23 protein-coding genes and 1 pseudogene are annotated in these 25,423 nt (G+C 36.1%); 21 read left to right on the top strand and 3 right to left on the bottom strand.

The window, feature by feature from the left end; translation table 11 throughout:
• The first annotated feature begins 80 nt into the window (after positions 1–80).
• The 7 genes and pseudogenes from F7731_RS01260 to F7731_RS01230 all read left to right on the top strand — a co-directional run bounded on the left by F7731_RS01260 (position 81) and on the right by F7731_RS01230 (position 5,550).
• Complete coding sequence (locus F7731_RS01260) at positions 81–626, top strand: NADPH-dependent FMN reductase (RefSeq protein ID WP_151532950.1); 546 nt, start codon at positions 81–83, stop codon at positions 624–626.
• Positions 627–926: 300 nt separating this feature from the next.
• Complete coding sequence (locus F7731_RS01255; protein WP_151532949.1) at positions 927–1,616, top strand: cell wall hydrolase; 690 nt, start codon at positions 927–929, stop codon at positions 1,614–1,616.
• 94 nt (positions 1,617–1,710) lie between these two features.
• Complete coding sequence (locus F7731_RS01250) at positions 1,711–2,268, top strand: L,D-transpeptidase (RefSeq protein ID WP_212031134.1); 558 nt, start codon at positions 1,711–1,713, stop codon at positions 2,266–2,268.
• A gap of 84 nt (positions 2,269–2,352) precedes the next feature.
• The gene (locus F7731_RS01245; protein WP_151532948.1) at positions 2,353–2,490 is read left to right on the top strand and encodes a BA3454 family stress response protein; all 138 of its coding nucleotides are present in this window, start codon (positions 2,353–2,355) and stop codon (positions 2,488–2,490) included.
• A 262-nt stretch (positions 2,491–2,752) separates the two neighbouring features.
• Positions 2,753–4,012: a hypothetical protein gene (locus tag F7731_RS01240; protein WP_151532947.1), complete on the top strand. Its 1,260-nt coding sequence runs from the start codon at positions 2,753–2,755 to the stop codon at positions 4,010–4,012.
• Between the two features lie 129 nt (positions 4,013–4,141).
• Entirely contained in the window at positions 4,142–4,762 is a 621-nt protein-coding gene (gene cdaS / locus F7731_RS01235; RefSeq protein WP_151532946.1) for a sporulation-specific diadenylate cyclase CdaS, read from the top strand.
• A 167-nt stretch (positions 4,763–4,929) separates the two neighbouring features.
• Positions 4,930–5,550 (top strand): annotated as a pseudogene (locus F7731_RS01230) (nitroreductase family protein).
• Between the two features lie 70 nt (positions 5,551–5,620).
• Here the strand turns inward: F7731_RS01230 and F7731_RS01225 are convergent.
• Complete coding sequence (locus tag F7731_RS01225; protein WP_151532945.1) at positions 5,621–6,880, bottom strand: glycosyl hydrolase family 18 protein; 1,260 nt, start codon at positions 6,878–6,880, stop codon at positions 5,621–5,623.
• A 190-nt stretch (positions 6,881–7,070) separates the two neighbouring features.
• On the opposite strand from F7731_RS01225, the gene F7731_RS01220 reads away from it, so the two are divergent.
• The 6 genes from F7731_RS01220 (at position 7,071) to F7731_RS01195 (ending at position 11,444) form a co-directional block, all read left to right on the top strand.
• A complete protein-coding gene (locus F7731_RS01220; protein WP_151532944.1) occupies positions 7,071–7,514 on the top strand; it encodes a MarR family winged helix-turn-helix transcriptional regulator in 444 nt (147 codons plus the stop codon).
• Positions 7,515–7,671: 157 nt separating this feature from the next.
• Positions 7,672–8,304: an FMN-dependent NADH-azoreductase gene (locus F7731_RS01215; protein WP_151532943.1), complete on the top strand. Its 633-nt coding sequence runs from the start codon at positions 7,672–7,674 to the stop codon at positions 8,302–8,304.
• Positions 8,305–8,739: 435 nt separating this feature from the next.
• Positions 8,740–9,561, top strand: a complete 822-nt coding sequence (locus tag F7731_RS01210) for a transporter substrate-binding domain-containing protein (protein ID WP_425481970.1) — start codon at positions 8,740–8,742, stop codon at positions 9,559–9,561.
• A gap of 31 nt (positions 9,562–9,592) precedes the next feature.
• Complete coding sequence (locus F7731_RS01205) at positions 9,593–10,237, top strand: amino acid ABC transporter permease (RefSeq protein WP_151532941.1); 645 nt, start codon at positions 9,593–9,595, stop codon at positions 10,235–10,237.
• A gap of 13 nt (positions 10,238–10,250) precedes the next feature.
• Positions 10,251–10,988 carry an amino acid ABC transporter ATP-binding protein gene (locus F7731_RS01200; protein ID WP_151532940.1) on the top strand — a complete coding sequence of 246 codons (738 nt, stop codon included), beginning with the start codon at positions 10,251–10,253 and terminating at the stop codon, positions 10,986–10,988.
• A 30-nt stretch (positions 10,989–11,018) separates the two neighbouring features.
• Entirely contained in the window at positions 11,019–11,444 is a 426-nt protein-coding gene (locus tag F7731_RS01195; RefSeq protein ID WP_151532939.1) for an OsmC family protein, read from the top strand.
• 288 nt (positions 11,445–11,732) lie between these two features.
• Here the strand turns inward: F7731_RS01195 and F7731_RS01190 are convergent, their stop codons facing one another.
• Positions 11,733–13,904: a DNA topoisomerase III gene (locus F7731_RS01190; RefSeq protein ID WP_151532938.1), complete on the bottom strand. Its 2,172-nt coding sequence runs from the start codon at positions 13,902–13,904 to the stop codon at positions 11,733–11,735.
• A 335-nt stretch (positions 13,905–14,239) separates the two neighbouring features.
• Here F7731_RS01190 and F7731_RS01185 point away from each other — a divergent pair, with 335 nt between their 5' ends.
• The 3 genes from F7731_RS01185 (at position 14,240) to F7731_RS01175 (ending at position 16,890) form a co-directional block, all read left to right on the top strand.
• Positions 14,240–15,388: a cation:proton antiporter gene (locus F7731_RS01185; protein WP_151532937.1), complete on the top strand. Its 1,149-nt coding sequence runs from the start codon at positions 14,240–14,242 to the stop codon at positions 15,386–15,388.
• Positions 15,389–15,599: 211 nt separating this feature from the next.
• On the top strand, positions 15,600–16,076 hold the full coding sequence (gene mntR, locus F7731_RS01180; protein WP_151532936.1) for a transcriptional regulator MntR: 477 nt from the start codon (positions 15,600–15,602) through the stop codon (positions 16,074–16,076).
• A 106-nt stretch (positions 16,077–16,182) separates the two neighbouring features.
• The gene (locus tag F7731_RS01175) at positions 16,183–16,890 is read left to right on the top strand and encodes a class I SAM-dependent methyltransferase (protein WP_151532935.1); all 708 of its coding nucleotides are present in this window, start codon (positions 16,183–16,185) and stop codon (positions 16,888–16,890) included.
• Positions 16,891–16,920: 30 nt separating this feature from the next.
• On the opposite strand, the gene metA is transcribed toward F7731_RS01175, so the two are convergent.
• Complete coding sequence (gene metA / locus F7731_RS01170) at positions 16,921–17,829, bottom strand: homoserine O-acetyltransferase MetA (protein WP_151532934.1); 909 nt, start codon at positions 17,827–17,829, stop codon at positions 16,921–16,923.
• A gap of 185 nt (positions 17,830–18,014) precedes the next feature.
• On the opposite strand from metA, the gene F7731_RS01165 reads away from it, so the two are divergent.
• The 5 genes from F7731_RS01165 to F7731_RS01145 all read left to right on the top strand — a co-directional run bounded on the left by F7731_RS01165 (position 18,015) and on the right by F7731_RS01145 (position 25,347).
• Positions 18,015–19,703, top strand: a complete 1,689-nt coding sequence (locus F7731_RS01165; RefSeq protein ID WP_151532933.1) for a formate--tetrahydrofolate ligase — start codon at positions 18,015–18,017, stop codon at positions 19,701–19,703.
• Between the two features lie 8 nt (positions 19,704–19,711).
• On the top strand, positions 19,712–20,239 hold the full coding sequence (locus F7731_RS01160; protein WP_151532932.1) for a hypothetical protein: 528 nt from the start codon (positions 19,712–19,714) through the stop codon (positions 20,237–20,239).
• 240 nt (positions 20,240–20,479) lie between these two features.
• Positions 20,480–23,551: a GNAT family N-acetyltransferase gene (locus F7731_RS01155; RefSeq protein ID WP_151532931.1), complete on the top strand. Its 3,072-nt coding sequence runs from the start codon at positions 20,480–20,482 to the stop codon at positions 23,549–23,551.
• A gap of 11 nt (positions 23,552–23,562) precedes the next feature.
• A complete protein-coding gene (locus tag F7731_RS01150; RefSeq protein ID WP_151532930.1) occupies positions 23,563–24,417 on the top strand; it encodes an amidohydrolase family protein in 855 nt (284 codons plus the stop codon).
• Positions 24,418–24,501: 84 nt separating this feature from the next.
• Complete coding sequence (locus F7731_RS01145; RefSeq protein WP_151532929.1) at positions 24,502–25,347, top strand: DegV family protein; 846 nt, start codon at positions 24,502–24,504, stop codon at positions 25,345–25,347.
• Positions 25,348–25,423 lie beyond the last annotated feature (76 nt).

Genomic DNA, 25,423 nt, shown 5'->3' with positions numbered 1-25,423 from the left:
CAAGCATATAAGGTGAACAAAGAGGGCAAATTGAGTATAAATATGATTTTGAATAAGGGTTTATACAGGAGGATAGATTCATGAAAATCGCTGCAATAGTTGGCAGTAATCGTAAAGGATCTTATAACAGAAAGCTGACTGCTATTATTCAAGAACGTTTCCAAGAGAAAATTGAAATTGAAATCTTAAAAATTGAACAGTTACCAATGTACAGTGAGGATGATGAGTTTAATTCTTCTTCAATCGTCACGGAAATTAAGCAAAAGATTTTAGAAAGTGACGGTGTTTTAATTACTACACCTGAATATAATCATTCCATTCCAGGAATCTTAAAAAATGCACTCGATTGGGTTTCGAGAGTTGATACGGTTATGGTTAAAAAACCAGTAATGATCATCGGCAGCACGACAGGAGCCCTAGGAACTGTTCGTGCTCAGATTCATCTTCGTCAAATTCTTAATTCACCGGGCATTTCTGCGCTTATCTTACCTGGAAATGAAGTTTATATTACTTTTGTACATGAGAAAATGAATAAGTCGGGTGAGCTGATTCATGAGCCAACTATTCAAATATTGGATCGAACGATGAATAATTTTATTGATTGGATAGAAAAAAACAAAATGTAAGAAAGGTCGACACCCATTAGGGGTATCGACCTTTTTTATGATTATAGAAATTTGAGAGAGGAGCAAGGGGAAATAAAAAAATGCCAAAAATGGAATGATTTTTAGTTAAAATTCGAGAGTTTTTAGGTTGAGATATTTACGATTCCGAGGTATTATATGTTCATGAGTTACAAAAAGTAACCGGAAGACAAAAAAGAAACACGCCAATGAAACCAATTTTATTTTCCGGACTTTTAACTCTGTTCCCGGGAACTGATCATTACAAGATTTTTTAAAATAAATCAACAGGGGGAAAAGATTATGATTAAAACATTGAAAAAAACAATATTTACAGGAGCTGCAGCAGCAACCATTTTAGGAACAGCATTCGCACCTATTTCAGGAGTAGAAGCAGCAACACTTACCCATTATACACAAAACCAAGAAGTGAAAGTGTTTAATCATAAATATACACATTTTGAAAGATATAGCCATTCACAAATTAAACAATATGAATTTCGTTTCAAACAATTAGGCTATAACATTTTTGATCAAAACTCTATTATGAATTTTCAAAGAGAATATCATTTACATGCTAATGGGATTCTAGGCCAAGCTACAATCAATAAATTAATGCTTGTAACTTACAACCAATATGAAGTTGACCTTTTAGCACGTGCTATTTATATGCAAGCCTATAATCAACCATTCAATGCCCAAATAGGAGTAGGGGCTGTAATATTGAACCGATTGCATCACGGTCAATTTCCTAATTCCATCTATGGAGTTATTCAAAATGACAGCCAATTTAGCCAAGTAATGTATGGAAGATATGCTGACATGAAACTTGATCCGAAATACTATCGTGCAGCCTATAAAGCTATTCAAGGTATTGACCCTACCCGAAATGCGCTTTTTGTTCAAAATAAATTTAATATCAAAGCCACTAGCAGTATTTCATTATCAGAAACAGGAAAAATCACATACGGACAAACCGTATTTACTAGATAAAAAATTTTACCATTCAATTATATGACGTGCAAGCCCAGCTGAGCAAATTTCAGTTGGGCTTGCAAATAAATCTTATAGAGAGAAGGACAATAATTTGTATAGATTACTAAATACGGTGAAGCCGTTGGTAATTTTATCTTTTTTTGTAGTAGGTTTATCATATACAACTACTTACGCTGATGCTGCAGAAAATTATGGGGAAGATATCATCATTATTAATAAGAAGATAAACAAATTAGCCTATATTAATAGTCAAAATAAAATGTACATTTTTTCTGTCGCTACTGGGAAAGCAAAGGATCTGACTCCAGTAGGAGAATTTAGAATTGTTAATAAAGTAATTGACCGTCCTTATTATAAAAAAAATATTCCTGGTGGAGTTCCTGAGAATCCATTAGGGCGTAGGTGGCTTGGTTTGAACGTATATGGGACTCCTGGTAATACCTATGCAATACATGGAAATAATAACGAAAGCTCTATCGGAAAGTATGTTACAGCAGGTTGCATAAGGATGAACAACAATGAAATTGAATGGCTGTTTGGAAAGGTTAAAAGTAATACGAAAGTATGGATAGTAGATTCTAACGAGACATTTGAAAAAATGGCCGCAAACAGATTTCTCGAAAAAGGATGCTTTACTGTCCAAAAGTAAGTGTCGTTTTTTGAAAGGCAGAGAAAATAAACATATGATTGTAAAAAATACATTAATTGATGATAAAGAAAGGAGGATTAAATAATGATTGAAGTAACTGTTACAGTTAATTTTAAAGGAAAAAACTATTTAACAAATGTCATTGGTGATAAAGGAATAACATGTGACAAAATTAACCTTATAGCTAAAGAACAAGTATTAAAACAATTGAGAAATAAGTAACTAATAAAAAATCAAGAAAAGGCTGTCCTTAGGGCAGCCTCTTCTTATTACAATCATTATTTTATATCATTAACTGATAAGTCCGCTGTTTGTATTGGTTAGAGGTTCCTCGGCAATAATAATTTCAAACGGCAGAGTTTATGGATTCGATCGTCAAAACAGTGCAATTTCATTTATTCCGCAAACATATACCAGATTGAATGACGGCGGAATCGAAACTGAAGAAAGCGATCTTGAAGATAATTTAAGGGGGAATTGAAAAATGAAAATAACAAAAATTACTACACTTATAGATTTATTGCAAGCCATTTCTGAAAATACACCACAAGTTTTGGAAATAGCAACGTCAATTCTTTCCCCTCACTCCATTTTTTTACCTGAAGGCTACAAATTAATAGGAAAAAGTAATGATTCATGTATGGTGAGCTTTAACAATAGTGATGGTTTTGGTGTGACACGTGACAATACCATCTCAAACATAACGGTTATGACAAAACAAACGAACCGTGCAATATATACGGTATCCGGCATTCCGGATATGGGGAATATTGTTCTTGAAAATTTGAATATTACAGGGCAGGTTTCAATCATTTCTAGGCAAGGAACAGACAAAATAAATCTCATTGCAAATAATATACATATTACTTCCTGCGATTCAAGGTATTACAGTGAGCAGCCGCAAAAGTATGGCGTAAATGTATACCAAGGGGCACTGACTGTATATAATTTTAATTCTAATGAAAACAGTAAGATTGATTGCAGATTAACAAATATTTGCATTGGCTTTAAGAATGCTCCCGTTATTGGCTCAGGCATTTTTGTATGTGGTTTTGGCGATAAAGGTGGCAAAGTTAATTTGGAAACACTAACCACAGGTGCAGTATATTCAAATGGTATGTTACCCGATGGCACAGCCGATATAATTACCGCTGCTGTTTTCATTGTTTATGGTGTTGAGGCAAAAACAGTTGAACATCATGGTGAACTTGTGACTTACGGTGTTAATGACATGGTTCTGGATACATGGGGTAAAGTTGAAAAATGGGTTAGCAATTATCCAGTAATATCATATGGCCCTAGTGGTATTGGATTTGTAAACTTTGGCAAAGTAAAAGATTTCATGGCACAAGATATTATTACATATGGATTAGGTGCTAGAGGGTTTAACCAATATGACGGTACGGTTGAGAATATTAAGTTTAAATCCATCACAACCTATGGTGATGGCTCAATAGGCATACAAGTAAGCAAGCCTATTGGAAATATGACTGTGGAAGAAAATGTAACAACATATGGCTCTGTAGGTAACTCCCTAGTGAAAGGAGTATTAATGAAGCTTGCGGCAAATGCAATAAGTGTTAAATCAGGTGGCAAAGTTGAAAGTTTGACCATTAATGGGGACATTATTACTTATGGCGACAATGTTACTAATTTCGCATTGGAAGGCGGAGAAGTTAAGAATTTTAACGTTGGCGGCAAAATTATTGTTAAAGGAAAAAGTTCACAAAAATATAAACCTTAATTCAGGGAGAATGGTCTTTGCATCGAAGTGTTAAAAGTATTATTAAAGTCCAAAAAGAATGGGAACGCTTGACGGTGTACCATATTAATTTCCCTAAAAATAGTAATTACAAAAAGGAGGTGTGTCTCCGTGAATCAGAATAATTGTGACTTTTCACCGATGAAACAATTATTAAAAAAGGATATCGGCCAAATTATAACAGCCCTTCAGAGTAGTTTAGAAACAATGGATAATGAAAATTATTGCCTTCTTGGAAATTTTGAAAAAATAAAAAATCAATTTATACATATTGAAATGAACGCTGCTACCTTTTATTTAAACTGCTATTTGTCCCCGTTTACGGATAAGTATCCGGAATTATCAATCTGTGTACAAAATATGTCGGAACGGAAACATGGCGGATTAATTATTATTAAACGCGAAGATTCTCTTGAATCAATAATACATCCTGGTATTCCAATAGGAGCAGATATAAGCCATACTTTATTAGAATCAATTTTTTTTCCGGGAAATCCTCTACATGATGGGGCTGTGTTGGTAAGTCAAAATCATATCATTTCTGCAGCAAATGTCCTCCCACTTTCAAACAGATATACGGGTGATAAAAAACTAGGGACACGTCATCGGGCTGCACTAGGTCTATCCGAAAAAAGTGATGCTCTTGTACTTGTTGTATCTGAGGAGACGGGTAGAATTTCATTTGCTTTTAATGGGAACTTGCACCCAATCACTACAGGAGAAATAATTTGAAGTAAAACCTAGGTTTTTCCAAATCAAACGGAGAAGCCTAGTTTTTTAATCGTTTAAAGTCTTTAAACCAAATATCTCAAATTAAAAATAAAATGTTTGCGCTTTTGTCAATTGCCTAGTAAACTGAAAATATAATGTCTGAAAAACTTCATTTGAGGGGTAATAACATGGAAACATTTGAACAAGTAGTTAGAATGAGACGATCAGCAAGTGATTTTTTGGAAAATAATCCGATTACAAAAAAAGAATTTGATGAAATTTTTGATCTTGTAAAAATGTGACCGTCAGCATTTAATCTCCAGCATACAAATTATTTAGTTGTAATGGATCCAGAGTTGAAGTTAGGTGTAAAAAAGGCAGCATATAACCAATATAAAGTTGGGACTGCTTCAGCAGTAATTATTGTTCTAGGTGATAAGAAGGCTTATCAAGACGCGGGGAAAATCTATGAAGGACTGCTTGCTTTAGGAATATTAAGCAAACAAGAGTATGACCAGGAAATACAAGATGTAGTTTCTTTATATGAACAGAGAAGAGAAGTATTCCAGCGTGATGAAGCCATTCGTAATGCTTCACTGTCAGCGATGTTATTTATGCTTGCTGCCAAAAGTAAGGGATGGGACACTTGTCCGATGATTGGTTTTGACCCTGAACAATTGAGACAATTATTATCCATATCTGATCAATATGAACCAGTATTAATGATTACCCTCGGAAAGGAAAAAGAACAAAGCAGAAAACCAAGAGGGTACCGTAAACCAGTAGACGAGTTTGTTACATATGTTTAAAATATCCTGCTAAATTTTAGTTTAAAAAACTGGTTTCCCATCTTTCTATAGGAAACCAGTTTTTTGGTTATCAAATGATTTTTTTGGGAATCATAAATTCCCTTACTAAGAAACTTGATTGGGGAAAATGTAATCCTAATTGCCAGGCCCCAATCCCTCTTAAACGATAGTCAACCATTAGTTGAAGTTTTTGAGCACGAGCTCTTGTATCTTCATACCACACAATATGTCGTTTGCCCGTTTCATCTCGATATTGATAAAAAGGCTGTTGATATTCAATAGAATATTGGATTGGAACTTGATACTTCATAGCAGTTTCTACTGCAGTTGCAACAGAAACTGCACGGGCACTAGCTACAGTACCATTAGACATTGTCCAGTCGTATCCATAGCGTGGAACACCTAGGATTATTTTGTTTCCTCTCATATGATTAAGAGCATACTCGATCGTTCGTCTTACCTCCGTTATCGGAGCAGTAGGGCCAGGTGGACTGCTTGTTTCGTGCCAGTCATAAGCCATAATAAAGACAATATCAACAGCTGCTCCAATTCCTCCGTAATCATACCCTTTTAACCAAGGTATATCGTCACTTGTCTTAGCTGGGATCGCTACAGATGTATAATATCCTTCTGGCCTTAATCGTTCTCTTAACGAACGTAAGAAGCCACTAAATAAATCCCTTTCACTTTCACGTATCCGTTCAAAATCAATATTTACACCTGCATAGTTTTTAGTTTTAACAAGGTTGTAGATATTATTAATTAATCTCTCTCTAATTTCAGGAGTATTTAATACTCTTCTCGTTAATTCCGGACTAAATCCTGTCGGTGTCAAATTCGTAATAACGGCAAGGGGTGCTACCTTATTCTCTCTGACAAGCCTAATTAGTTGCTGATCATTTAAGGTACTTAAACTTCCGTCTTCAAGAACATGATGTTCGAAAATTCCAAAATAAGTATTTATCGGTGCATAGGTCTGGACGATTAATTGATTAGTTTCAGGTGTATAAGGTGTTATATAACTAAAACCTTCAGCTTCATACTTAAGTCTAGGAGGAAAATATAATCTCATTCCAACCGTTAATAAATCTGAATGCAATCCGTTATATAGACGAATGGTTTCACTTGAAATTAAACTCATTTGAGATATGGAATATAGTGAATCCCCAGGCTGAACAATATACATGTTCGTTGGAATGAGTAGATCTTGACCTGGCACTAATCTATCTGTCTTTAATCCGTTTGTTTTACGTATACTATCCATAGAGACTTGGTATTTTGTCGCAATCGAAAATACAGAATCACTCTGTTTAACGACATAAATAAACATAGATAACCCTCCTTTCGAAAATAAGTATTAGTTTAAATATATGTAACAGTTTTTAATGAATGTCGGAAATTAATTATAATGTTTAAAGAAGTCAACTTTGCTGCGATATTAATTATGAGGTGCTTAACTTGATTTTTCGTCAATTGAGTGGTAAAGTGATATTGAGGTTAATGAAGGAGAGGGAAACGAGTTGCGTAATAATACGATGGGTTCTTTAATATGGTTACGCTTAATGCGTTTTACGAACCGCAGTAACCAGCTTTCGAATGATTTTTTAAAGCGTTTTGATTTAACAACAGCACAATTTGATGTGCTCGCGCAAATACATGTATACCAGCCACTAACGCAAATGGAGTTAGCTGATAAAGTAACAGTTACGCAAGGTGGTATTTCCCGTATGCTTGTAAGGCTTGAGAAAGAAGGCTATATCATGCGCAAGCAAGATTGGAAAACGAAAACGATAAGTCTCACTAAGAAGGGTGAAGCGATTTTAGATGAGGCGATGCCAGCTCAACTTGCGTTTCAAACGTCATTTTTTGACGAGGTTTTAAACGAGGAAGAAACAAAAACATTGTACACGCTAATGACTCGTGTCCATAAACATAGCCAAAAAAAAGAATTACCGCCTGAGTAATTTTTTTTGCACTATCGCTTGATTAATCAAGTTAAATAACGAGTATTTGATTGGATTATAATAAATTTGAAATTTTTCGATTGACTAAAATCCTCGTTTAATATATTATTAATTCGAGATAATCAACTCAAAGACATCTAAAGGAGATTACGAGATTATGAATATTTTAGTAGTAAAAGCAAATAACCGTCCAGCTTCTGAAGCGGTATCAACTAAAATGTATGAAGCTTTCATGAAAAATATTGAAGGTGTCAATGTAACAACATATGATGTGTTTGCAGAAGACATGCCTTACCTTGGACAAGATTTATTCAGCGCTTTCGGTAAAGTTGCATCAGGCGAAGAAATGACAGACGTTGAACAACGTATTTTAGCTGCAAAACAAAAAGCAATGGATGAAGTAACAGCTGCAGAACTAGTTGTATTCGCATTCCCATTATGGAACTTAACAATCCCAGCTAAATTACAATCATTCATCGACTATATATATCAAGCTGGATATTCTTTCAAGTATGATGAAAACGGCCAACTAGTACCATTATTGACTGACAAAAAATTCGCTATTTTAAGTGCTCGTGGAGGTATTTACTCAACACCAGAAACGGCACCAATGGAAATGGCTGCTACTTATATTAAAACTGTATGCGGCGGGTTATTCGGTATGGAGCTTGTAGATGAAGTGATTATCGAAGGTCATGCTGCAATGCCAGCTCAAGCTGAAACAATCATTGCTGAAGGTTTAGCAAAAGTAGAAGCTGTAGCAAAAGGGTTATCAGCAGTAACAGTTTAATTATTAAATTAAGAGCTTAACCAAAATGGAGTAAAATCTGAATTTAGATTTTACTCCATTTTTTTATTATTTTGTTATAGCATTGTGAAATCGAAATTCTAATTTGTTCTCCAAAATAAGACGGCATCAAAACGTTTTTTCATCATTTTTAAAAAAACAATAACGTATGGACCCCCTTAAGAAGGTAATTCTAGACTCAGTTAACGAAGTCATTTTTGAAACTCGAATAAAAATAAAAGAGGTGTCTCAAAATAACATTAAAAGAGCAAAGGAGTTTGGGATTCTTACAGAAAATAATTCATCTTTACAACCAGCTTTATTCATGAGTCTAGTCGAAAGAACCTTGTCAAGATGGTAATGATTCAGTTATTAATAATTCAAACTTTAATAAAAAAACTGATTGGCTCGGGATCTAATAAGGAAGGAGATAGAAACTTGAAAAGAAAACATTTATTTATATCATTTATTCTATTACTAACAATTACATTCGTATTAAGTGCATGCAGTGCAAACAATAATAAAACCACTGAAAATAAAGGTGACTTATTGCAGGAAGTTAAAGATAGAGGCGTTTTAAATGTAGGGGTAATGGGTACATATCAGCCTTACAATTTCTTGAATAAAGATAAAAAAATGGATGGATTTGATGTAGATATTGCAAAAGAAATCGGGAAACGTCTTGGTGTAAAAGTTGAGTTCGTTGCTCAAGAATTTTCTGGAATGATAGCTGGTTTACAGGCACAAAAATTTGATACAGTCATTAGCCAGATGACAATTACGGATGAACGGAAAAAACAAATGGATTTTACCGATCCATACATGACTAATAACGTTAAAGTTATTGTACAACAAGGAAATAACACGATTACTTCGGTTAATGATTTTAAAGGGAAAGATATTGGCGTTGGGTTAGGAACGAACGATGAAACATATCTTCGCACGGAGTTACTTCCAAAGGTTGGAGAATTCAATATAAAAACTTACGATGATGTGATCACTTCGCTAAAAGATTTGGATGTGGGACGAATTGACGCCACTATCAATAATATGTATGCAATAAAACCAATTGTAGAAAAGAATGGTTTTAAAATTAAGACAGTCGGTCAACCTGTCAAATCTGATAAGGCTGGTATTGCTGTACGTAAAGGGAATGAAGATTTTGTAAATGAATTAAATAAAATTCTAAAAGAAATGAAGAGCGATGGAACATATAAGAAAATCTTCGTTAAATGGTTTGGTGAGGAACCCCAAGCGTAAGTGACGGAAAGAGAAAGGAATAAAAACCAAAATGGATGTTGTATTAGAAAATATCCCATTTTTATTAAAAGGAGCGTACTATACGCTCCTAATCACAATTGTGTCAATGTTTTTCGGAACCATCATAGGTGTTATCACGGCGATTGCACGATTGAAAGGGAATAGATTAATTCGTTCGATAGCGCGAGGTTATGTATCGATTATTAGAGGGACCCCAACATTAGTGCAAATCATTATTGTATATTATGGACTGAGTGATTACAACATTAAGCTTGAGCCCTTGACGGCTGCTTATATTGCATTAAGTATTAGTATTGGGGCATATATATCAGAAGCATTAAGAGGAGCGCTCCAGTCTATCCCGAAAGGACAAACGGAAGCAGCCTATGTATCTGGGATGACGCCATTTCAGACCATGCGAAGAATAATCCTTCCACAAGCAATCCGGATCGCGATCCCTCCTATGGGTAATACTTTCATCGGAATGTTAAAAGAAACTTCACTTGTATCAGTTATCACTGTTACTGAGCTATTGCGCTCTGGGCAATTATTAATTGCCCAGTACTATATTTATATGCCATTTTATTTATCCATTGCTGCAATGTACTGGATAATGAGTACTGTATTTTCTTTCCTGCTTGAAAAAATCGAGAAGCGGTTATCAATATATGTATAAGTTGAGGTTACCCATGATCAAAACAAACAATTTATCCAAAAACTACCATAGCCTAGAGGTCTTAAAAAACATTGATTTTCAAGTAAATACAGGTGAAGTAGTTGCGATAATTGGTCCTAGTGGCTCTGGAAAAAGTACCCTTCTTCGCTGTTTAAATGGTCTTGAAGAAATTTCTAGCGGTAGTGTTGAAGTTAGTGGAATTATTGTGGATTCAAAACAAAGTAAAAAGGACCAATATAAAAAAATCCGGGAAATTCGTCTAAACACAGGAATGGTTTTTCAACAATTTAATCTATATCCTCATAAAACGGTATTACAAAATGTTATTGAAGCACTTCTGATTGTGAAAAAATGGAGTAAGGAAAAGGCGATTGAAAAAGGAGAGAATCTGCTTTCAAGAGTAGGATTGTTTGAAAAAAAAGATGAATATCCTTCTCGATTGTCTGGCGGCCAACAGCAAAGGGTAGCGATAGCACGTGCATTAGCCCTTGAACCTAAAATTATCCTTTTTGACGAACCAACATCTGCGCTTGACCCTGAGTTAGTAGATGAAGTGCTGAGTGTCATTAGAGAACTAGCTAAAGAAGGAATGACATTGTTGATTGTTACCCATGAAATGCAATTTGCCCGTGAAGTTGCAGATCGTGTTGTTTTCATGGCTGATGGAGTTATTGTAGAACAAGGAAAGCCAGAGAATTTTTTCTCAAATCCAGAAACAGAAAGAGCAAAAAGGTTCTTGAAAATAATGTGAAACCAATCTAATGTAAAAAGAGGGATACAGATGAAAGTGCTGACAACTTGGAAGGGACAGCGTGCTTTTACTGCTGTTGGGGATTCTGGGTATGAAATGAATTTAGATGCAACTGAAGCATATTTCGGTGAAGGGAAAGGTGTTACACCAACAGAAATGCTATTAGCGTCTGTAGCTGGATGCATTGGCATCGATGTAACGATGATTTTAAGGCACAACCTTTCTTCGATAGAAAAACTGGTAATAGAAACAAATGGTACAAGAAAAGAAGAATTACCAAAAGGATTCACCTCCATTGATGTTACTTTTATTATAGACGGCACAATTGATAGGAAACGAGTTTGGAGAGCTATTGACCTTGGCAAAGCAAAATACTGTGCCGTATCTGATTCTTTGAAAGCTGATATAACATTCCATCTAATTTTAAACGGTGAAGAGCAATCGAGGATGGAATGACTTGATAACAAAGCAATAATAAATAATGTAACACATTATATAAGGTAAAATAGAAGGATAGATACAAGCAGAACTTAATCTGCTTTATCTATCCTTTTTGTACTACATATAACCTTATTTACTATTTATTGTTCCATTAGTGGTACATGGACTGAACTTTTTCTAGATCACTTATTAAGAGGCTTATTTCCTCTTGGCTCAACAGTACAGGCAATTGATCATATAAAGTAATAATTTGACCATCAATGTCATTCTGGTGTTTCTTCAAAGGCATTTTTAATAATAATATTACTTGTTAAAGCGAAATTCTATTTTATTCTCTTTTTCATTCCATCCTAAAATCGCATCAAACGTTTTTTCCCCTTTTTTAAAATTCTTTATGACGTTTGTTTCTCCAGTATTTAGAAGTTTTTTCACGTTTGCTTGTGAAACAGTTTTTCCGAGTATTTTTTTGGATATCGAAAATTTGCAGTTAGACGTTTTATAGTTTGTACAGCCATAGAATTTTCCAAAGTCTAAAATTTGCCCATCGCATAGCTTGCATTTTCCAACAACTGTTTTCTCTTTTTTTACGAACTTACTTTTTGAATTCGAACTGATTTTCTCCATTTCGATATGTTCAAAAGTCCAATTTACTTTTTGCTCTTTCGCATCCATCATCAATTTATGTGATAATTTTTTAACTTGTTCGATGAAAGCTTTTGGCGAGGCTTTCCCTTCACCAATTTCTGATAAGCGTTGCTCCCATTTGCCTGTCATACTAGGAGAGGCTAATATACTTTCCCCTAAAGCTTCAATTAGCAGCAATCCTTTTTGGGTAGCAAATACTTGGTTTTTGCTAATTTCAATATAATTTCGATCCTTTAAAAGATTAATGATCCCGGCTCTAGTTGCCTCTGTTCCTAATCCTTCTGTTTTGGCCAAAACCTTTTCTAGCTCCGTATCTTCCAAATGCTTCCCAGCTGATTTCATTAAGGTGATTAAATTTCCTTCGGTATATCTTTTGGGGGCTTGCGTTTCTCCTTTTTTAAGGTCAACTTTCGTTACTTGCCCTGCTTCTCCCTCTTGTAAATTTGGCAGCTCTTGTCCATCTTCAGAATCTGAATTTTCCTTAGAAGTAAAAATGACTTTTCTCCAGCCTTCTTCGATTTGCACTTTCCCTTTAGTAATGAACTCTGCCCGGCCGTCAACTAAGGAATTGATTGTTGTATAATCAAAAACGGCATTGTTATAATGGGCAGCAATCACTTGCCGAGCGATAAGATCATAAATTTTAGCTTCATCCGCGCTTAACTTCGACGTATCAGGTACTTGCTCTGTTGGAATGATAGCATGGTGGTCTGTTACTTTTTTCTCATTTACATATCTTTTATTATTCATAATTGAAGCATTTGGCGGAGGAAGAAAAGCTTCGTATTGCTTCATTTTGCTTAGCTGATTAAGCAGGTTTGGCAAACCCTTTGCTTCTTCTTTCGTTAAAAATTGTGAATCTGAACGTGGGTATGAAACAATTCCCTTCAAGTAAAGCTTTTGCAATATGTCTAAAGTTATTTGCGGTGGAAACTTAAACGTTTTATTTGCGGTAGCTTGCAGGGCTGAAAGATTAAACAGGAAGGGTGGCTGATACTCTTTACGTTCTTTTTTGATATTTGTTATTTTTACATCTTTATTTTTACAAAATTCAGCTATGGCAACAGCTTGCTTTTCCTCTAAAATCCTTGTCACATTGTTTTTATGCCATTTGCCCTTAATCGTTTTATCGTCGAAGTTAAAGGTAGCTTCGACTTCCCAAAAAGGTTCTGGTTTGAAATTGGCTATCTCATGCTCTCTTTTGACGATTAACGCGAGGGTAGGGGTCTGTACCCGCCCAATCGAAAAGACATCCATTAAGCCTTTTTCTTTTAGTAATATTGTATAGATTCTCGATGCATTAATACCAATTAACCAATCAGCACATGAGCGGCTAAGAGCCTCATAATAAATATCGCGTGTTTCTCCTTCAGTAAGTAAATTAGCAAACCCGTTCTTGACCGCGCCTTCCGTTAATGAAGAGATCCATAGACGTTTCATCGGTTTATTCACACCGCAAATTCTAATAATCGTACGAATAATTAACTCGCCTTCGCGCCCAGCATCCCCGCCGATAATAATTTCACTTACATCCGGTCGTTTTAATAGAGTCTTAATGATATTAAATTGTTTATATTTTGTTTTTGTTACTCGATATTCAAATCGCTCTGGAATAATTGGCAATGTTTCTAAAGACCATTTTTTCCAGGCGGGGTTATATTCTTCAGGTGGCTTTAATTCACAAAGATGGCCGATCGCCCAAGTGATCAACGCACCGTTTGGAAAATAAGTATTCGGCTTAACCTCAAAATACCCGGCTTTCTTACTAAAGGAAAAGGGAGCTGCTAATTTAGCCGCTTGATCGGGTTTTTCTGCAATGACAATTTTCATTTGTTGATCTCCTCTATATGATCCATAAGACGAAATTTCAGTTCATAGTTTTCTATCTTTCTTTATAGCATACTTTCAGATTTTCTTGTAGATTTGAGTCTATCCTATATCCAATATAAAAAAGTACTTTACACGAATATTTAGAATATGATATGATGCAACTAATAATAAAATAGCATTGTTTTTGGAGGAGTCTGTCACCAAGGGATACGTGTGTCCTTTGGTGATAGGCTCCTTTTTGCTTTTTTATTAAAATATATCAAATCTCGGTTTGATATGTAATATCGTTGGCCAACGACAAGTAGTAAAAATATAAAAGAAGGTGGGGAATTCTAGTGTTAATACTTCAATTAGCCATTATTTTAATTGCATCAAAGATTTTTGGGGACTTAAGTGTTAGATTAGGACAACCGTCTGTTTTAGGTAAATTGATTATTGGAATTATTTTAGGTCCATCCGTTTTAGGATTAGTTACAGAAACTGAAACATTGACCCAATTGAGCCAAATTGGTGTTATTTTGCTCATGTTTATTGCTGGGCTGGAAACAGATTTAGATGAGTTTAAACGAACTGGAAAGCCAGCAACCCTAGTCGGTTTTGGCGGGATTATTGTGCCGCTTGTTTTAGGTTTTTTCGCGGGAATGATGCTTAATTTGTCTACGTTCCAGTCAGTATTTTTAGGACTGTTACTATCAGCAACGAGTGTAAGCATATCTGTTCAAGCACTTAAGGAAATGAATCAGTTACAATCACGTGAAGGCTCGACGATTTTAGGAGCGGCTGTCATTGATGACGTCGTTGTTATTCTTGCTTTAGCCTTTTTAATGAGTCTTTCAGGCGGGGATGTCAACTTAGGTCTTGTGGTACTGAAGAAAGTGTTATTTTTCGCTGGAGCCATTTTAGTTGGCTGGAAGGTCGTTCCTTGGTTTATGAAAAAGTTTGCTCCATTGAAGGTAACAGAAACGGTCATCTCTTCCGCACTAATTATTTGCTTCGTTTATGCATATTTAGCAGAGTATACGGGTGTAGCAGCAATTATTGGCGCCTATATTGCTGGAATTGCCATTAGTACTTCAGGATATAAAGAGGAAGTGTTCGGGAAGGTTGAAACAATTAGTTATTCCATTTTTGTTCCTGTTTTCTTTACATCGATTGGTGTGTCAGCGCAATTTAATGGCATTTTTGACAATCTTGGACTTGTTATTGGCTTAAGTATTTTGGCGATTTTAACGAAACTAATTGGAGCATCTATTGGGGCTAAAGTTTCTGGATTCACATGGAATAGCTCGCTTGCTATCGGATCTGCCATGGTGTCTCGTGGGGAGGTTGCATTAATTATAGCAGCCATTGGTTTAGAAACGAAGTTATTAACCCAAGATTTATTTGCAATCCTTGTTGTGGTCATTCTCGTGACAACGATTGTTACACCACCAATGATGAAATTGTTTTTTAAGAACCATTCACGAACAGTGAAAGCAGCGTAATTGTAACAATGGGTATGGAGTAATAATCAATTATCTTGTCTCTATTTTCCTAATGTAGTAAACTCATGTAGAGATCTTGGAACAATAAGTAATATTTTGAAGCTAATCATATTGCTTTATGAAACAATTTATAAACTTATTCATATATTGTAATAATGGATAAAAAGAATAAAAGATCTTTACGTTTGCACAGTTTATAGGAGGGTATAGGATGCCAACACCTAGTATGGAAGACTATATTGAACAAATATATATATTGATTAATGAGAAAGGGTATGCGCGTGTTTCGGATATAGCAGAAGCCCTTTCAGTCCATCCCTCCTCTGTTACTAAAATGGTTCAGAAGTTAGATAAAGATGAATACCTTGTGTATGAAAAATACAGAGGCCTTAGTTTAACTACAAAAGGAAATAAAATTGGAAAAAGACTAGTCTTCCGCCATGATTTATTAGAGCAGATTTTGCGCCTTATTGGGGTAAAGGAAGAAAATATTTACGATGATGTCGAAGGAATTGAACACCATTTAAGCTGGGATGCGATTGACCGAATTGGCGATCTTGTTCAATTTTTCGAAGAAGATCCGAATCGGATTGAAGCATTAAAAGAGATTCACAACAGGAATGAAGATGAAGTTGTGGATGCAGTTGAAGTTAAAGATGAAGTTGAAGAAAGTCAGGGACCTGCTTAAGCAGGTCCTTTTCTTGTTACTATTCAAAGGGATTCCAATACTTAAGAGAGAAATAATAGGAATGAAAACTTTACGTCAATAGTAATCCAAAAAGGAGTGGGGAAGCATGTCTATCTTTGATTGGAGTAAAGAAGCAGAGAAACAATGGGATGATCAATCAAGCAGCTGGAATTCGAAAAGTCGAGAAATGTGGGAAAGCGGGAGTAGAAAGGAGATCGTTCCGTTTTTTTCTAAATATGTCGATTCTGGAGCCCGGATATGTGATCTTGGCTGTGGTGACGGCTTCGGTTCATTCCAGTTAGAAAGAGCGGGATATAAAGTTACGGGACTTGATGTTTCAGAAGAAATGCTGCAAAAGGCGCAAGAAATAAATAAAGGAAATAACACTGAATTCGTCAAGGGCGATATTTCTGTACTTCCATTTCCGGATCGCGCTTTTGATGCGGTGTTAGCAATTAATTCACTTGAATGGACAGAGCATCCTTTTATGGTATTAAGGGAAGCACAAAGAGTGGTTAAGCCTGGAGGATTTGCTTGTGTCGGAATTCTTGGTCCGACAGCTGCTCCTAGAAACAATAGCTTTAGAAGGCTGTATGGCGAAAAAGTAATTTGCAATACGATGATGCCATGGGAGTTTGAAAAGCTGGCTGCTGATAATAACTGGGAAAAAATTGGTGACTTAGGTGTATATAAGAGAAGTGCGGATCAACTTCCGAAAGGTACATTGTCAACCGAGTTAAAACAATCTCTATCATTTATGTGGGTATTTATGTTACAAAATAAAATTGAAGTCTTGGAAAAATTAAATCAATAGAGGCCGCCTTTTGGCTGCCTCTTCCTAGTGTTAATCCCACTCATACGGTGTTTCTTGATATACATAGTAATTCAGCCAGTTCGAAAATAATAGATGAGCGTGAGAGCGCCATCTATTTAATGGCTGTTTCGTTGGATCATTATTTGGAAAATAATGTTTAGGCGGATGAATGTCTAATCCTTTTTGTATATCCCTTTTATACTCTTCCGCTAAAGTTTCAGCTTCGTATTCTAAATGGCCTGTAATCATAATTTGTTTTCCATTATTGGCGCTCAAAATAAAAGGACCGGCTTCCTCTGAGGCAGACAGCAATTTTAATGTCGGATGATTTTTCACTTTTTCTATGAAAATATCAGTATTTCGCGAATGAGGAGCTAAAAAGGAATCATCAAAGCCTCTAAGCAGTTTCTCAGAACGGTCATGAATTTGATGTGTGAATACACCAGAGCACTTCCGTGTGAGCTCATATTTTTGAATGCCAAAATGATGGAATAATGCAGCTTGGCCCCCCCAGCAAATATGGAGGGTAGAGGTTACATGACTCTTCGTCCAATCCATAATTTCTTTTAGCTCTTCCCAATAATCAACCTTTTCGAATGGCAGCAATTCAATCGGAGCGCCTGTTATGATCATGCCATCGAATTTTCGGTGTTTAACTTCGGCAAAAGTCGTATAAAACTGTTCTAAATGCAATGGGCTTGTGTTTTTTGATTCATGAGTAGCCGTCTTCAGAAAAGAAATATTGACTTGGAGCGGCGTGTTTCCAAGCAATCTTAAAAGCTGTGCTTCAGTCTTTTCCTTTTCAGGCATTAAATTTAGGATCAGAATATTTAATGGACGAATATCCTGTGTAAGCGCACGATCATCATCCATCACAAATATATTTTCTTCCTCTAATATTTCTCTTGCAGGCAGAAGCCTTGGAATCTTAATAGGCAAATCAGCATCCCCTTTTTAGAAAATTCAATTAAAACCTATTATAATAATGAAAAACATAAGTAGCAATGAATTAAAAATGAAATTATTAAAATCTTCATGATTTACTATCAACTGAAATAAAAGAAATGGTACAATGAGAGGGTAGTAATCGTTTTCATTACTGGAATGCTTAGGGGGATTAAGAAATGAATGTGAAACCAAAAGTAAAGTCAGACATTGAAATCGCACAACAATCACCAATGAAGCCTATCGTAGAAATTGCGGAAAAAATAGGTTTACATGTTGATGATCTTGAACTTTTTGGCAAATATAAAGCTAAACTATCAACTGATGCTCTTAAAAAACTAGAAACAAATAAAAACGGTAAGATTATCCTTGTTACTTCTATTAATCCGACACCGGCCGGGGAAGGGAAATCAACTGTGACAGTAGGGCTTGGCGATGCTTTTACGAAGATTGGCAAGAAGGCAATCATTGCGATGCGTGAGCCTTCACTTGGACCAACAATGGGCGTAAAAGGGGGCGCAACTGGAGGAGGTTATTCTCAAGTCTTGCCAATGGAAGATATCAACCTGCATTTCACTGGTGATTTGCATGCGATTACAACGGCTAATAACGCGCTTGCTGCATTCATTGACAATCATCTTCAACAAGGCAATCAGCTTGGAATTGATCCGCGAAGAATTGTGTGGAAACGCGCTCTAGATATGAACGACCGTGCTCTTAGAAAAGTAGTTATTGGCTTAGGCGGTCCAGTGCAAGGGGTTCCACGTGAAGATGGTTTTGATATTACTGTTGCCTCAGAAATCATGGCTGTATTATGCTTATCTACTGATTTGAAAAACTTGAAAGAAAGACTTGGCCGCATGGTTATTGCTTATAACTATGATAAACAGCCAGTTACTGTAGCAGATCTTGGTGTCCAAGGGGCATTAACAATGCTTCTTAAAGAAGCGGTTAAACCGAATCTAGTTCAAACAATTGAACATACACCTGCATTTATTCATGGTGGCCCATTCGCTAATATTGCTCATGGCTGTAATAGTGTCATTGCAACAAAGACAGCGACAAGGTTAGCTGATTACGTAATAACTGAAGGCGGTTTCGGTGCAGATCTTGGTGCTGAGAAATTCCTTCACATTAAATCTAGAAGTGCTGGAATTAAGCCAGAAGCAGTTGTTATTGTAGCAACGATTCGCGCATTAAAGATGCATGGCGGTGTTCCTAAAAATGATCTAGGAAGAGAAGATGTACAAGCTTTAATGAATGGCTTTGCAAACTTAAAGAAGCATATTGAAACGATCGAAAGCTTCGGACTGCCTTTTGTTGTAGCAGTTAATCGATTCATTACTGATACAGAAGAAGAAGTGAAAACATTAATGGATCTATGTGAACAAGCGAATATTCCAGTTTCACTAACTGAAGTATGGGAAAAAGGCGGGGCTGGAGGAGTAGATCTTGCGAACAAGCTTCTCGAAGTTATTGAGAAAGAAGAGTCGAACTTCCAGCCGTTGTACGATCTATCAGATACACTTGAAAATAAAATCATTACTATTGCCCAGAAGGTTTATGGTGCCGATAAAGTTGAGTTTTCATCTAAATCAAAAAAGCAGCTTCAAGATTTCGAAAGCTTTGGATGGGGGACTATGCCAATTTGTATGGCTAAAACACAATATTCTTTATCAGATGATCCAACAAAGCTTGGCCGTCCAACTGGATTCTCCATTACTATTAGAGAACTAAAACCATCAGTAGGTGCAGGATTTATTGTTGCCCTGACAGGTGATGTAATGACAATGCCTGGATTGCCAAAATCGCCGGCCGCTCTCAAAATGGATGTTGATGAGAATGGCAATGCCATTGGATTATTCTAGGATTTCACATGTTTGATCCGACAGCATTTGAGAATATGAAGGTTGTTGTGGAAGGAGCACTTTATGATCTTGATTTAAGCGGTGAGCTTCTTATTATTGACCGGAATGATTTCATTAATACTGCTAAGCTCTCACGAAGATATGAAGTGACTTTTTCAAAGGAAAGAGATGGCATGAATAGTGTCCAATGCACATTTATTATGGAGGCTAGTCTGGAAAATCTAGCAGCTGAACTGTTACCGTCAGCTCAATCGGACCGATTATCTGGCTGCCATCTTTTCGTGAAATTTTCCTTCAATCATCAAAATGAATTTGCGATTTTTCAGCGGATTGAAAAGGAGCTTCAAGACATCTGGGGTAACGACCGAACGATTAAGCAATCAATTATAATTGATCCATTCCAGTCTGAAGAATGGATTAAGAATGAAACGATGGTAAGCTTTAATCGCTTAGTCTACGAGGACCAAATGGATGATATAATAACAATGATCGAATACATGGACAAAAGTTTAGATAAGCTGCGAATGATTATTTAATAGATTTTTATACATGCTCTGCCCTTTTGCTGGCGGAGCATTTTTTTATTTGTAAAAAATATGGTTAGAAGATTCGAAACTATCTTTACATTATTAGTTTCAACTAATACGATTATAGAGAATGTGAAGAAAGCGCATTCAATTATTCGAAAGGAGGAGAAGGCAATGGATAGAAAAATCTTTGCAGGAAAAGGAATCAATAAAAATAGGTGTGAAAAAACTTAGTCTGGAGGAATTTTAATGGGTCAAATGACAAATTCAATAACAATTGTTGAATACAATGAAGGACTAGCTAAAGGGATCGCAAAAATGTGGAATCTTAGCCGCGATAGCTGGGGTGGAGATAAAAAAGTGCATACCGAGGAGTCGGTGAAAGCGAAGGAAGCAAGTTCAGAAAATATTATTCTTTACTTAGCGATGGACGGAGATGAAGTTGTCGGCTATTGCAGTCTATCGGAATATAAGGATGATACAGGTTCATTATATATTCCGCTTCTGAACGTAAGACCAGATTATCACGGCAAGAAAATAGGGAAAGTCCTTGTTTTGAAAGCAGTAGAGAAAACAGTTGAGCTTGGCTGGCCACGTCTTGACCTTTATACATGGCCTGGAAATGTAAAGGCAGTCCCACTATATAAGAAATGCGGATTTTTTTGGGAAGATCGGGATGATTCGACCCACCTAATGAATTTCATTCCAGCTGTGCTCAATACTCCATTATTAAAGCCGCTATTTTCAAAGCTTAATTGGTATAAGAATAGTATTAGAGAAATTAAAGTAAAGCCTGACGGACTGAAGGAAAGAGGCTTTACGTTCTATGAATATGTGTGGAAAAATGAACATTCTTTTGCTAGAGTTCGATTTGAACGAACAGGCAGAGGGATCTCTTTCATAGAAACAGCTGATTATCTACTTGAACTTGTCTTATCAGACCATGAAGTAATTGAAGAAGAAACTCGGAGATTTGAAATCCGTTTTGTTAATAAGTCAAAACGCCCAATCTCTTTAAAAGTGAAAGGAAATCAACATGAGCGGGCTAAATTTATATTAAATGAAGAGCTTATTGTTGTAGAAAGTACGGTCATTTCAGGGGATGTAGTTTTTCTGAAAGGTGAAGAGCCAAGTTTATGGAAAAAGCATCCTTATTTATCTGTGAATGTTTTAGTTAATGGAGAAGAGTGTGAATTAAGGCTAGGTGTATTCCCGAAACAACCTGCGAAAATTACGGCGAAATTAGATAGTCTATTAAGCTATATTGGGAAGGAAGAATGCATTGAGCTTGAAATGGAAAACAATCTAAGAGAGAACGCGGAATACGAAATATGTTTTTCTAAAAATAACCATGTTCAATTAAAAAATGATATTTATCAAATTTCATTAAAGAAAGCCGAAAGAAAATTAGTGAAAGTGCCGCTCGTTGTTAATAAATTCGGCTTCTACCAACCGCATCTACAGTGTAAAGCAATAAAAGAAGATGGTTCAGAAATTATTTTTGAAGATAATCATACAGGGATTGCCTTTAAAGGATTTGGTGAAAAGTTCGGAGGCGAGTCGAAGGATTATTGGCATATTTATAATGGATTGTATCAAGTAAATATAAGAAAAATGGATTATTTGACGACTGCTGGAAGAACCCAAACCTTTACACAGCCATATGCTTTCTTCGTACCGAAGCTTGGTAAACCATTTTCCACTGAATTTTCCAAACTAAAGCCGGAAAATGTGGAATGGCATGCAGATAATAGTGGAATTACGATCACACTGACTTTTCAGTCGAAGGAGTATGATGGGTTATTCTTAAGTTTATATACGACATTATTTGCTGAAGGGCTAGTAAAAAGATGGGTAACAATAGAAAATAAGGGTGAAAAATCATACAGTCAGTTATTTTTAAACCAGTCTTTTTACCACGAAAAAAAACATTGCTTTTTTCCGCTTGAAAATGAAGTTGTTGAGTTTTCAGAGGGAAAATACTTAGAATTTGGTGATATTCCTCCTAACAGTATAACTGGCAATTGGTATTTTTCTAATGACAAAGAAGGACCGATTGGCTTTAGCTGGTCAAATGAAATGAAAGTAAATCCTAATAGCTGGCAGTTCCAATTGGAAAATGAGTTATGTTCACTCGATTACGGGGAAAAGAAAGAAATCGAGCCATGCTATTTATCAATTGGGGCGTTCCGTACATGGCAGGAACAGGAGGCGTTTGCAAAGCAGCAATCTCAAGAGAAGCAAACGAGGACAAAATCAGAACTGGCCTTCCTGTTGACGGAAAATTCGCCGATTACGTCTAACTCAGAATTTGTTAGTTTTCAGTTAAAGTCATTCAGAACAAACTATCTGAATGGTCATTTGGATCTAAAGTTAAATGACGAGCGTATTCAAGAAACGGCCATTTTAGAAGCTGAAGAGAAAAGAGAATATGAGGCTCAAATATCAATTAAAAATAATGCAGCTGTTTCCATATTGACAAGTTCATTTACAGACGATAGCAAGGAAATGGAATTTAAGCAATTGCTTCTTAAACCAACAGGGGAGGTTCACTCTTATACGGAAGACACGGATCATTTACCTTCCTATATATTGGATAATGGAGTCATCAAAATTAAGGCGTCACCTGAATTTTATCCTGGAATTTATTCTCTAGCTTTAAAAGAACAGGAATGGCTAGATTCATCCTTTCCTAATTTAATTGAAAAAAGCTGGTGGAATCCATGGGCTGGCGGTTTGAAAACAGTACCTTCTAAAATAAATACGTTTTCACTTCTAAAAGAATCATCATCTGCCGAGTTTAAAGATGTGGAAGATATAAATGGAAACCGGTGGAGGAGCTTAGCTCTGCATACAAAAATAACTGAGAATGCCCATTGGAAGGGCTTACAATATACGCAATATTTTGCACTTCTGCCGGGTATACCCGTTTTAGCCTATTTTGTCAGTGTGGATAATGCAGGTGGAAATTCGCTTATTGGAGATACGTGGCGGACAGATTTATTTATAAAAGGGGATACATTAGAAGATCTTTCAGCTTTTACTAAAGGAGCGAAGAAATTTCACGTTGGCATGGAAGAGCAATTATTATTTTTGGAGGATGGCAGTTTTATATCTTCACAATCCCGGAAAGAAAATATGTATTTAGTAAATTGTGCCGATTGCAAAATTGCAGAAGGGTATATGAATAAAGACGCATTTCAAGTAAACTATGTGCAGAAGGCAAAAAAATTAACGGAGCCTGGATTTATTTTCTTTGATCAAAGAAGTTTATCAAAGGCTATATTGGATCAGCTTCGTCAAATTGAATTTCAGATATAAAGGGAGTAAACATGAAAATCATTGATGCACATATTCATTTTTCAGATATTCAATCTTTTCATCAAACGGCAAAAGAGCAATCGTTTGTTGATTATTCCTATAAAGGCTACGTAAAAGAGTTTAATGAAGCAAATGTTGTCCTAAGTATTGCGATGGGTGTCACAGAAACTCCGAATATGGGGTTTCCTGATTATCATTCCGTTACACCAATGGGGATAGATTTAGCAGATTCGATTCCTGAACAGATTGTTTATTGTCCGGGAATCAATCCTTATGATCTAAATGAGGAAGCCTTATTAAGACTAGAGAAAGAAATACAGAAGCCAAATGTTGTTGGGATGAAAATTTATTTAGGCTACTATCCATTTTATGCGTACGATGAAGTGTATGAGCCGGTTTATCAATTGGCGGAAAAATACGGTTTGCCGATTGTTTTTCACACTGGGGATACTTATTCAGAAAGAGGGCTGTTAAAATATTCTCATCCATTGACCATTGATGAAGTTGCTGTCAAGCATCGCAAGGTTAATTTTATGATGGCTCATTTTGGTGATCCTTGGACTTTAACAGGGGCTGAACTTATTTATAAGAATTCAAATGTCTATGCAGATTTATCTGGCTTGATTGTAGGAACAGAGAAGGACTTGAAAAAGCGAAGCGAAGACCGATTTTTTGACCATCTACGACATGCGCTTGTTTTTTCCGATTCCTACGATAAATTGCTGTTTGGCACAGATTGGCCGCTAATACCTGTTGGTCCCTATATAGAGTTTATAAAAAATCTTATACCAGAAGAACATCATGAGGATGTATTTTATAATACGGCATTAAAGATTTTCCCAAAAATTAAACCGTTTTTGCCGTAATTTTTTTGGGAGGAGGCTGGTGAACTAGCCAACCTCTTTCCTAATTTACATATATAGAAGGATTGATCCTGAGGGGGAAAAATTTTGACTAAAATTGCATGGGTCACAGATAGTACTGCCTATTTAGAAAAGGAGTTGATGGTTCACCCAGACGTTTATACGATTCCAGTAACAATTCTTTTAGACGATGAAGAATTTTTGGAAGTGGATTTAACACCTGTACAGCTTTATGGACGTTTAAAGACACTGAAATCACAACCGAAAACATCACAGCCTTCTCTTGGCGCCTTTAAAGACTTATATGAAAAGCTTGGTGAAAAATATGATGTTATTTTCTCTATTCACCTTTCCAGTAAACTAAGCGGGACCGCTTCTTCAAGTGTACAGGCGGCACAGCTTGTCGATGCTAATGTCATTACTATCGATTCGAAAATTCTCACTTATCCATTGACAAGGATCATCAAAAAGGGAATTGAATTGGCACAATCAGGAATGGGAATCGATGAGATTAAAACATCTTTAGAAGATTTACGGGAAACAAATGAGACATATGTATTAATAGGCAGCCTTGAACAACTTCATCGGAGCGGCCGTATGTCTGGGGTTCAATTCTTTCTTGGAAGTATGTTAAATATTATTCCTATAATTGAAATCAGGGATGGTGCTCTAAGCACAACAGAAAAAGTAAGAAGCGAAAGAAAAGCGAAAGACAAATTGATTCAGCCGCTAATGAAGGCGCACGCGCAAAAGCCAATTAGGGAGGCTTATATCTTGTACGGTTTACACGAGTCGGAAGCACTTAAGTGGAAGGAAGAACTCGTACTCCAGTTTCCTGATATTGATTTTGAACCGTACCCTCTTGGTGCAGCCATTGGTGTTCATGCAGGGGAGAACACACTTGGCATTAGCTGGTTTAATGGGTTAGACTAAAAACTTTATAGAAAATAAAAAGCTGTCCCGAACGAAGGATTTTATCCATTTAAGGGACAGCTTTTATATATATAAC

Origin of the sequence: Cytobacillus depressus (assembly GCF_008923245.1) — a bacterium.
GTDB classification, from domain to species: Bacteria; Bacillota; Bacilli; order Bacillales; family Cytobacillaceae; genus Cytobacillus; species Cytobacillus depressus.
The sequence above is the reverse complement of the archived record's forward strand: the minus strand, read 5'-3'. Positions and strand labels throughout refer to the sequence as shown.

What these genes read in the sequence shown, in the direction of transcription:
- F7731_RS01260 (WP_151532950.1), top strand. Translation starts at nt 81, where the DNA reads ATGAAAATCGCTGCAATAGTTGGCAGTAATCGTAAAGGATCTTATAAC.
- F7731_RS01255 (WP_151532949.1), top strand. Translation starts at nt 927, where the DNA reads ATGATTAAAACATTGAAAAAAACAATATTTACAGGAGCTGCAGCAGCA.
- F7731_RS01245 (WP_151532948.1), top strand. Translation starts at nt 2,353, where the DNA reads ATGATTGAAGTAACTGTTACAGTTAATTTTAAAGGAAAAAACTATTTA.
- F7731_RS01240 (WP_151532947.1), top strand. Translation starts at nt 2,753, where the DNA reads ATGAAAATAACAAAAATTACTACACTTATAGATTTATTGCAAGCCATT.
- F7731_RS01225 (WP_151532945.1), bottom strand. Translation starts at nt 6,880, where the DNA reads ATGTTTATTTATGTCGTTAAACAGAGTGATTCTGTATTTTCGATTGCG.
- F7731_RS01215 (WP_151532943.1), top strand. Translation starts at nt 7,672, where the DNA reads ATGAATATTTTAGTAGTAAAAGCAAATAACCGTCCAGCTTCTGAAGCG.
- F7731_RS01205 (WP_151532941.1), top strand. Translation starts at nt 9,593, where the DNA reads ATGGATGTTGTATTAGAAAATATCCCATTTTTATTAAAAGGAGCGTAC.
- F7731_RS01200 (WP_151532940.1), top strand. Translation starts at nt 10,251, where the DNA reads ATGATCAAAACAAACAATTTATCCAAAAACTACCATAGCCTAGAGGTC.
- F7731_RS01195 (WP_151532939.1), top strand. Translation starts at nt 11,019, where the DNA reads ATGAAAGTGCTGACAACTTGGAAGGGACAGCGTGCTTTTACTGCTGTT.
- F7731_RS01190 (WP_151532938.1), bottom strand. Translation starts at nt 13,904, where the DNA reads ATGAAAATTGTCATTGCAGAAAAACCCGATCAAGCGGCTAAATTAGCA.
- mntR (WP_151532936.1), top strand. Translation starts at nt 15,600, where the DNA reads ATGCCAACACCTAGTATGGAAGACTATATTGAACAAATATATATATTG.
- F7731_RS01175 (WP_151532935.1), top strand. Translation starts at nt 16,183, where the DNA reads ATGTCTATCTTTGATTGGAGTAAAGAAGCAGAGAAACAATGGGATGAT.
- F7731_RS01165 (WP_151532933.1), top strand. Translation starts at nt 18,015, where the DNA reads ATGAATGTGAAACCAAAAGTAAAGTCAGACATTGAAATCGCACAACAA.
- F7731_RS01160 (WP_151532932.1), top strand. Translation starts at nt 19,712, where the DNA reads ATGTTTGATCCGACAGCATTTGAGAATATGAAGGTTGTTGTGGAAGGA.
- F7731_RS01155 (WP_151532931.1), top strand. Translation starts at nt 20,480, where the DNA reads ATGGGTCAAATGACAAATTCAATAACAATTGTTGAATACAATGAAGGA.
- F7731_RS01150 (WP_151532930.1), top strand. Translation starts at nt 23,563, where the DNA reads ATGAAAATCATTGATGCACATATTCATTTTTCAGATATTCAATCTTTT.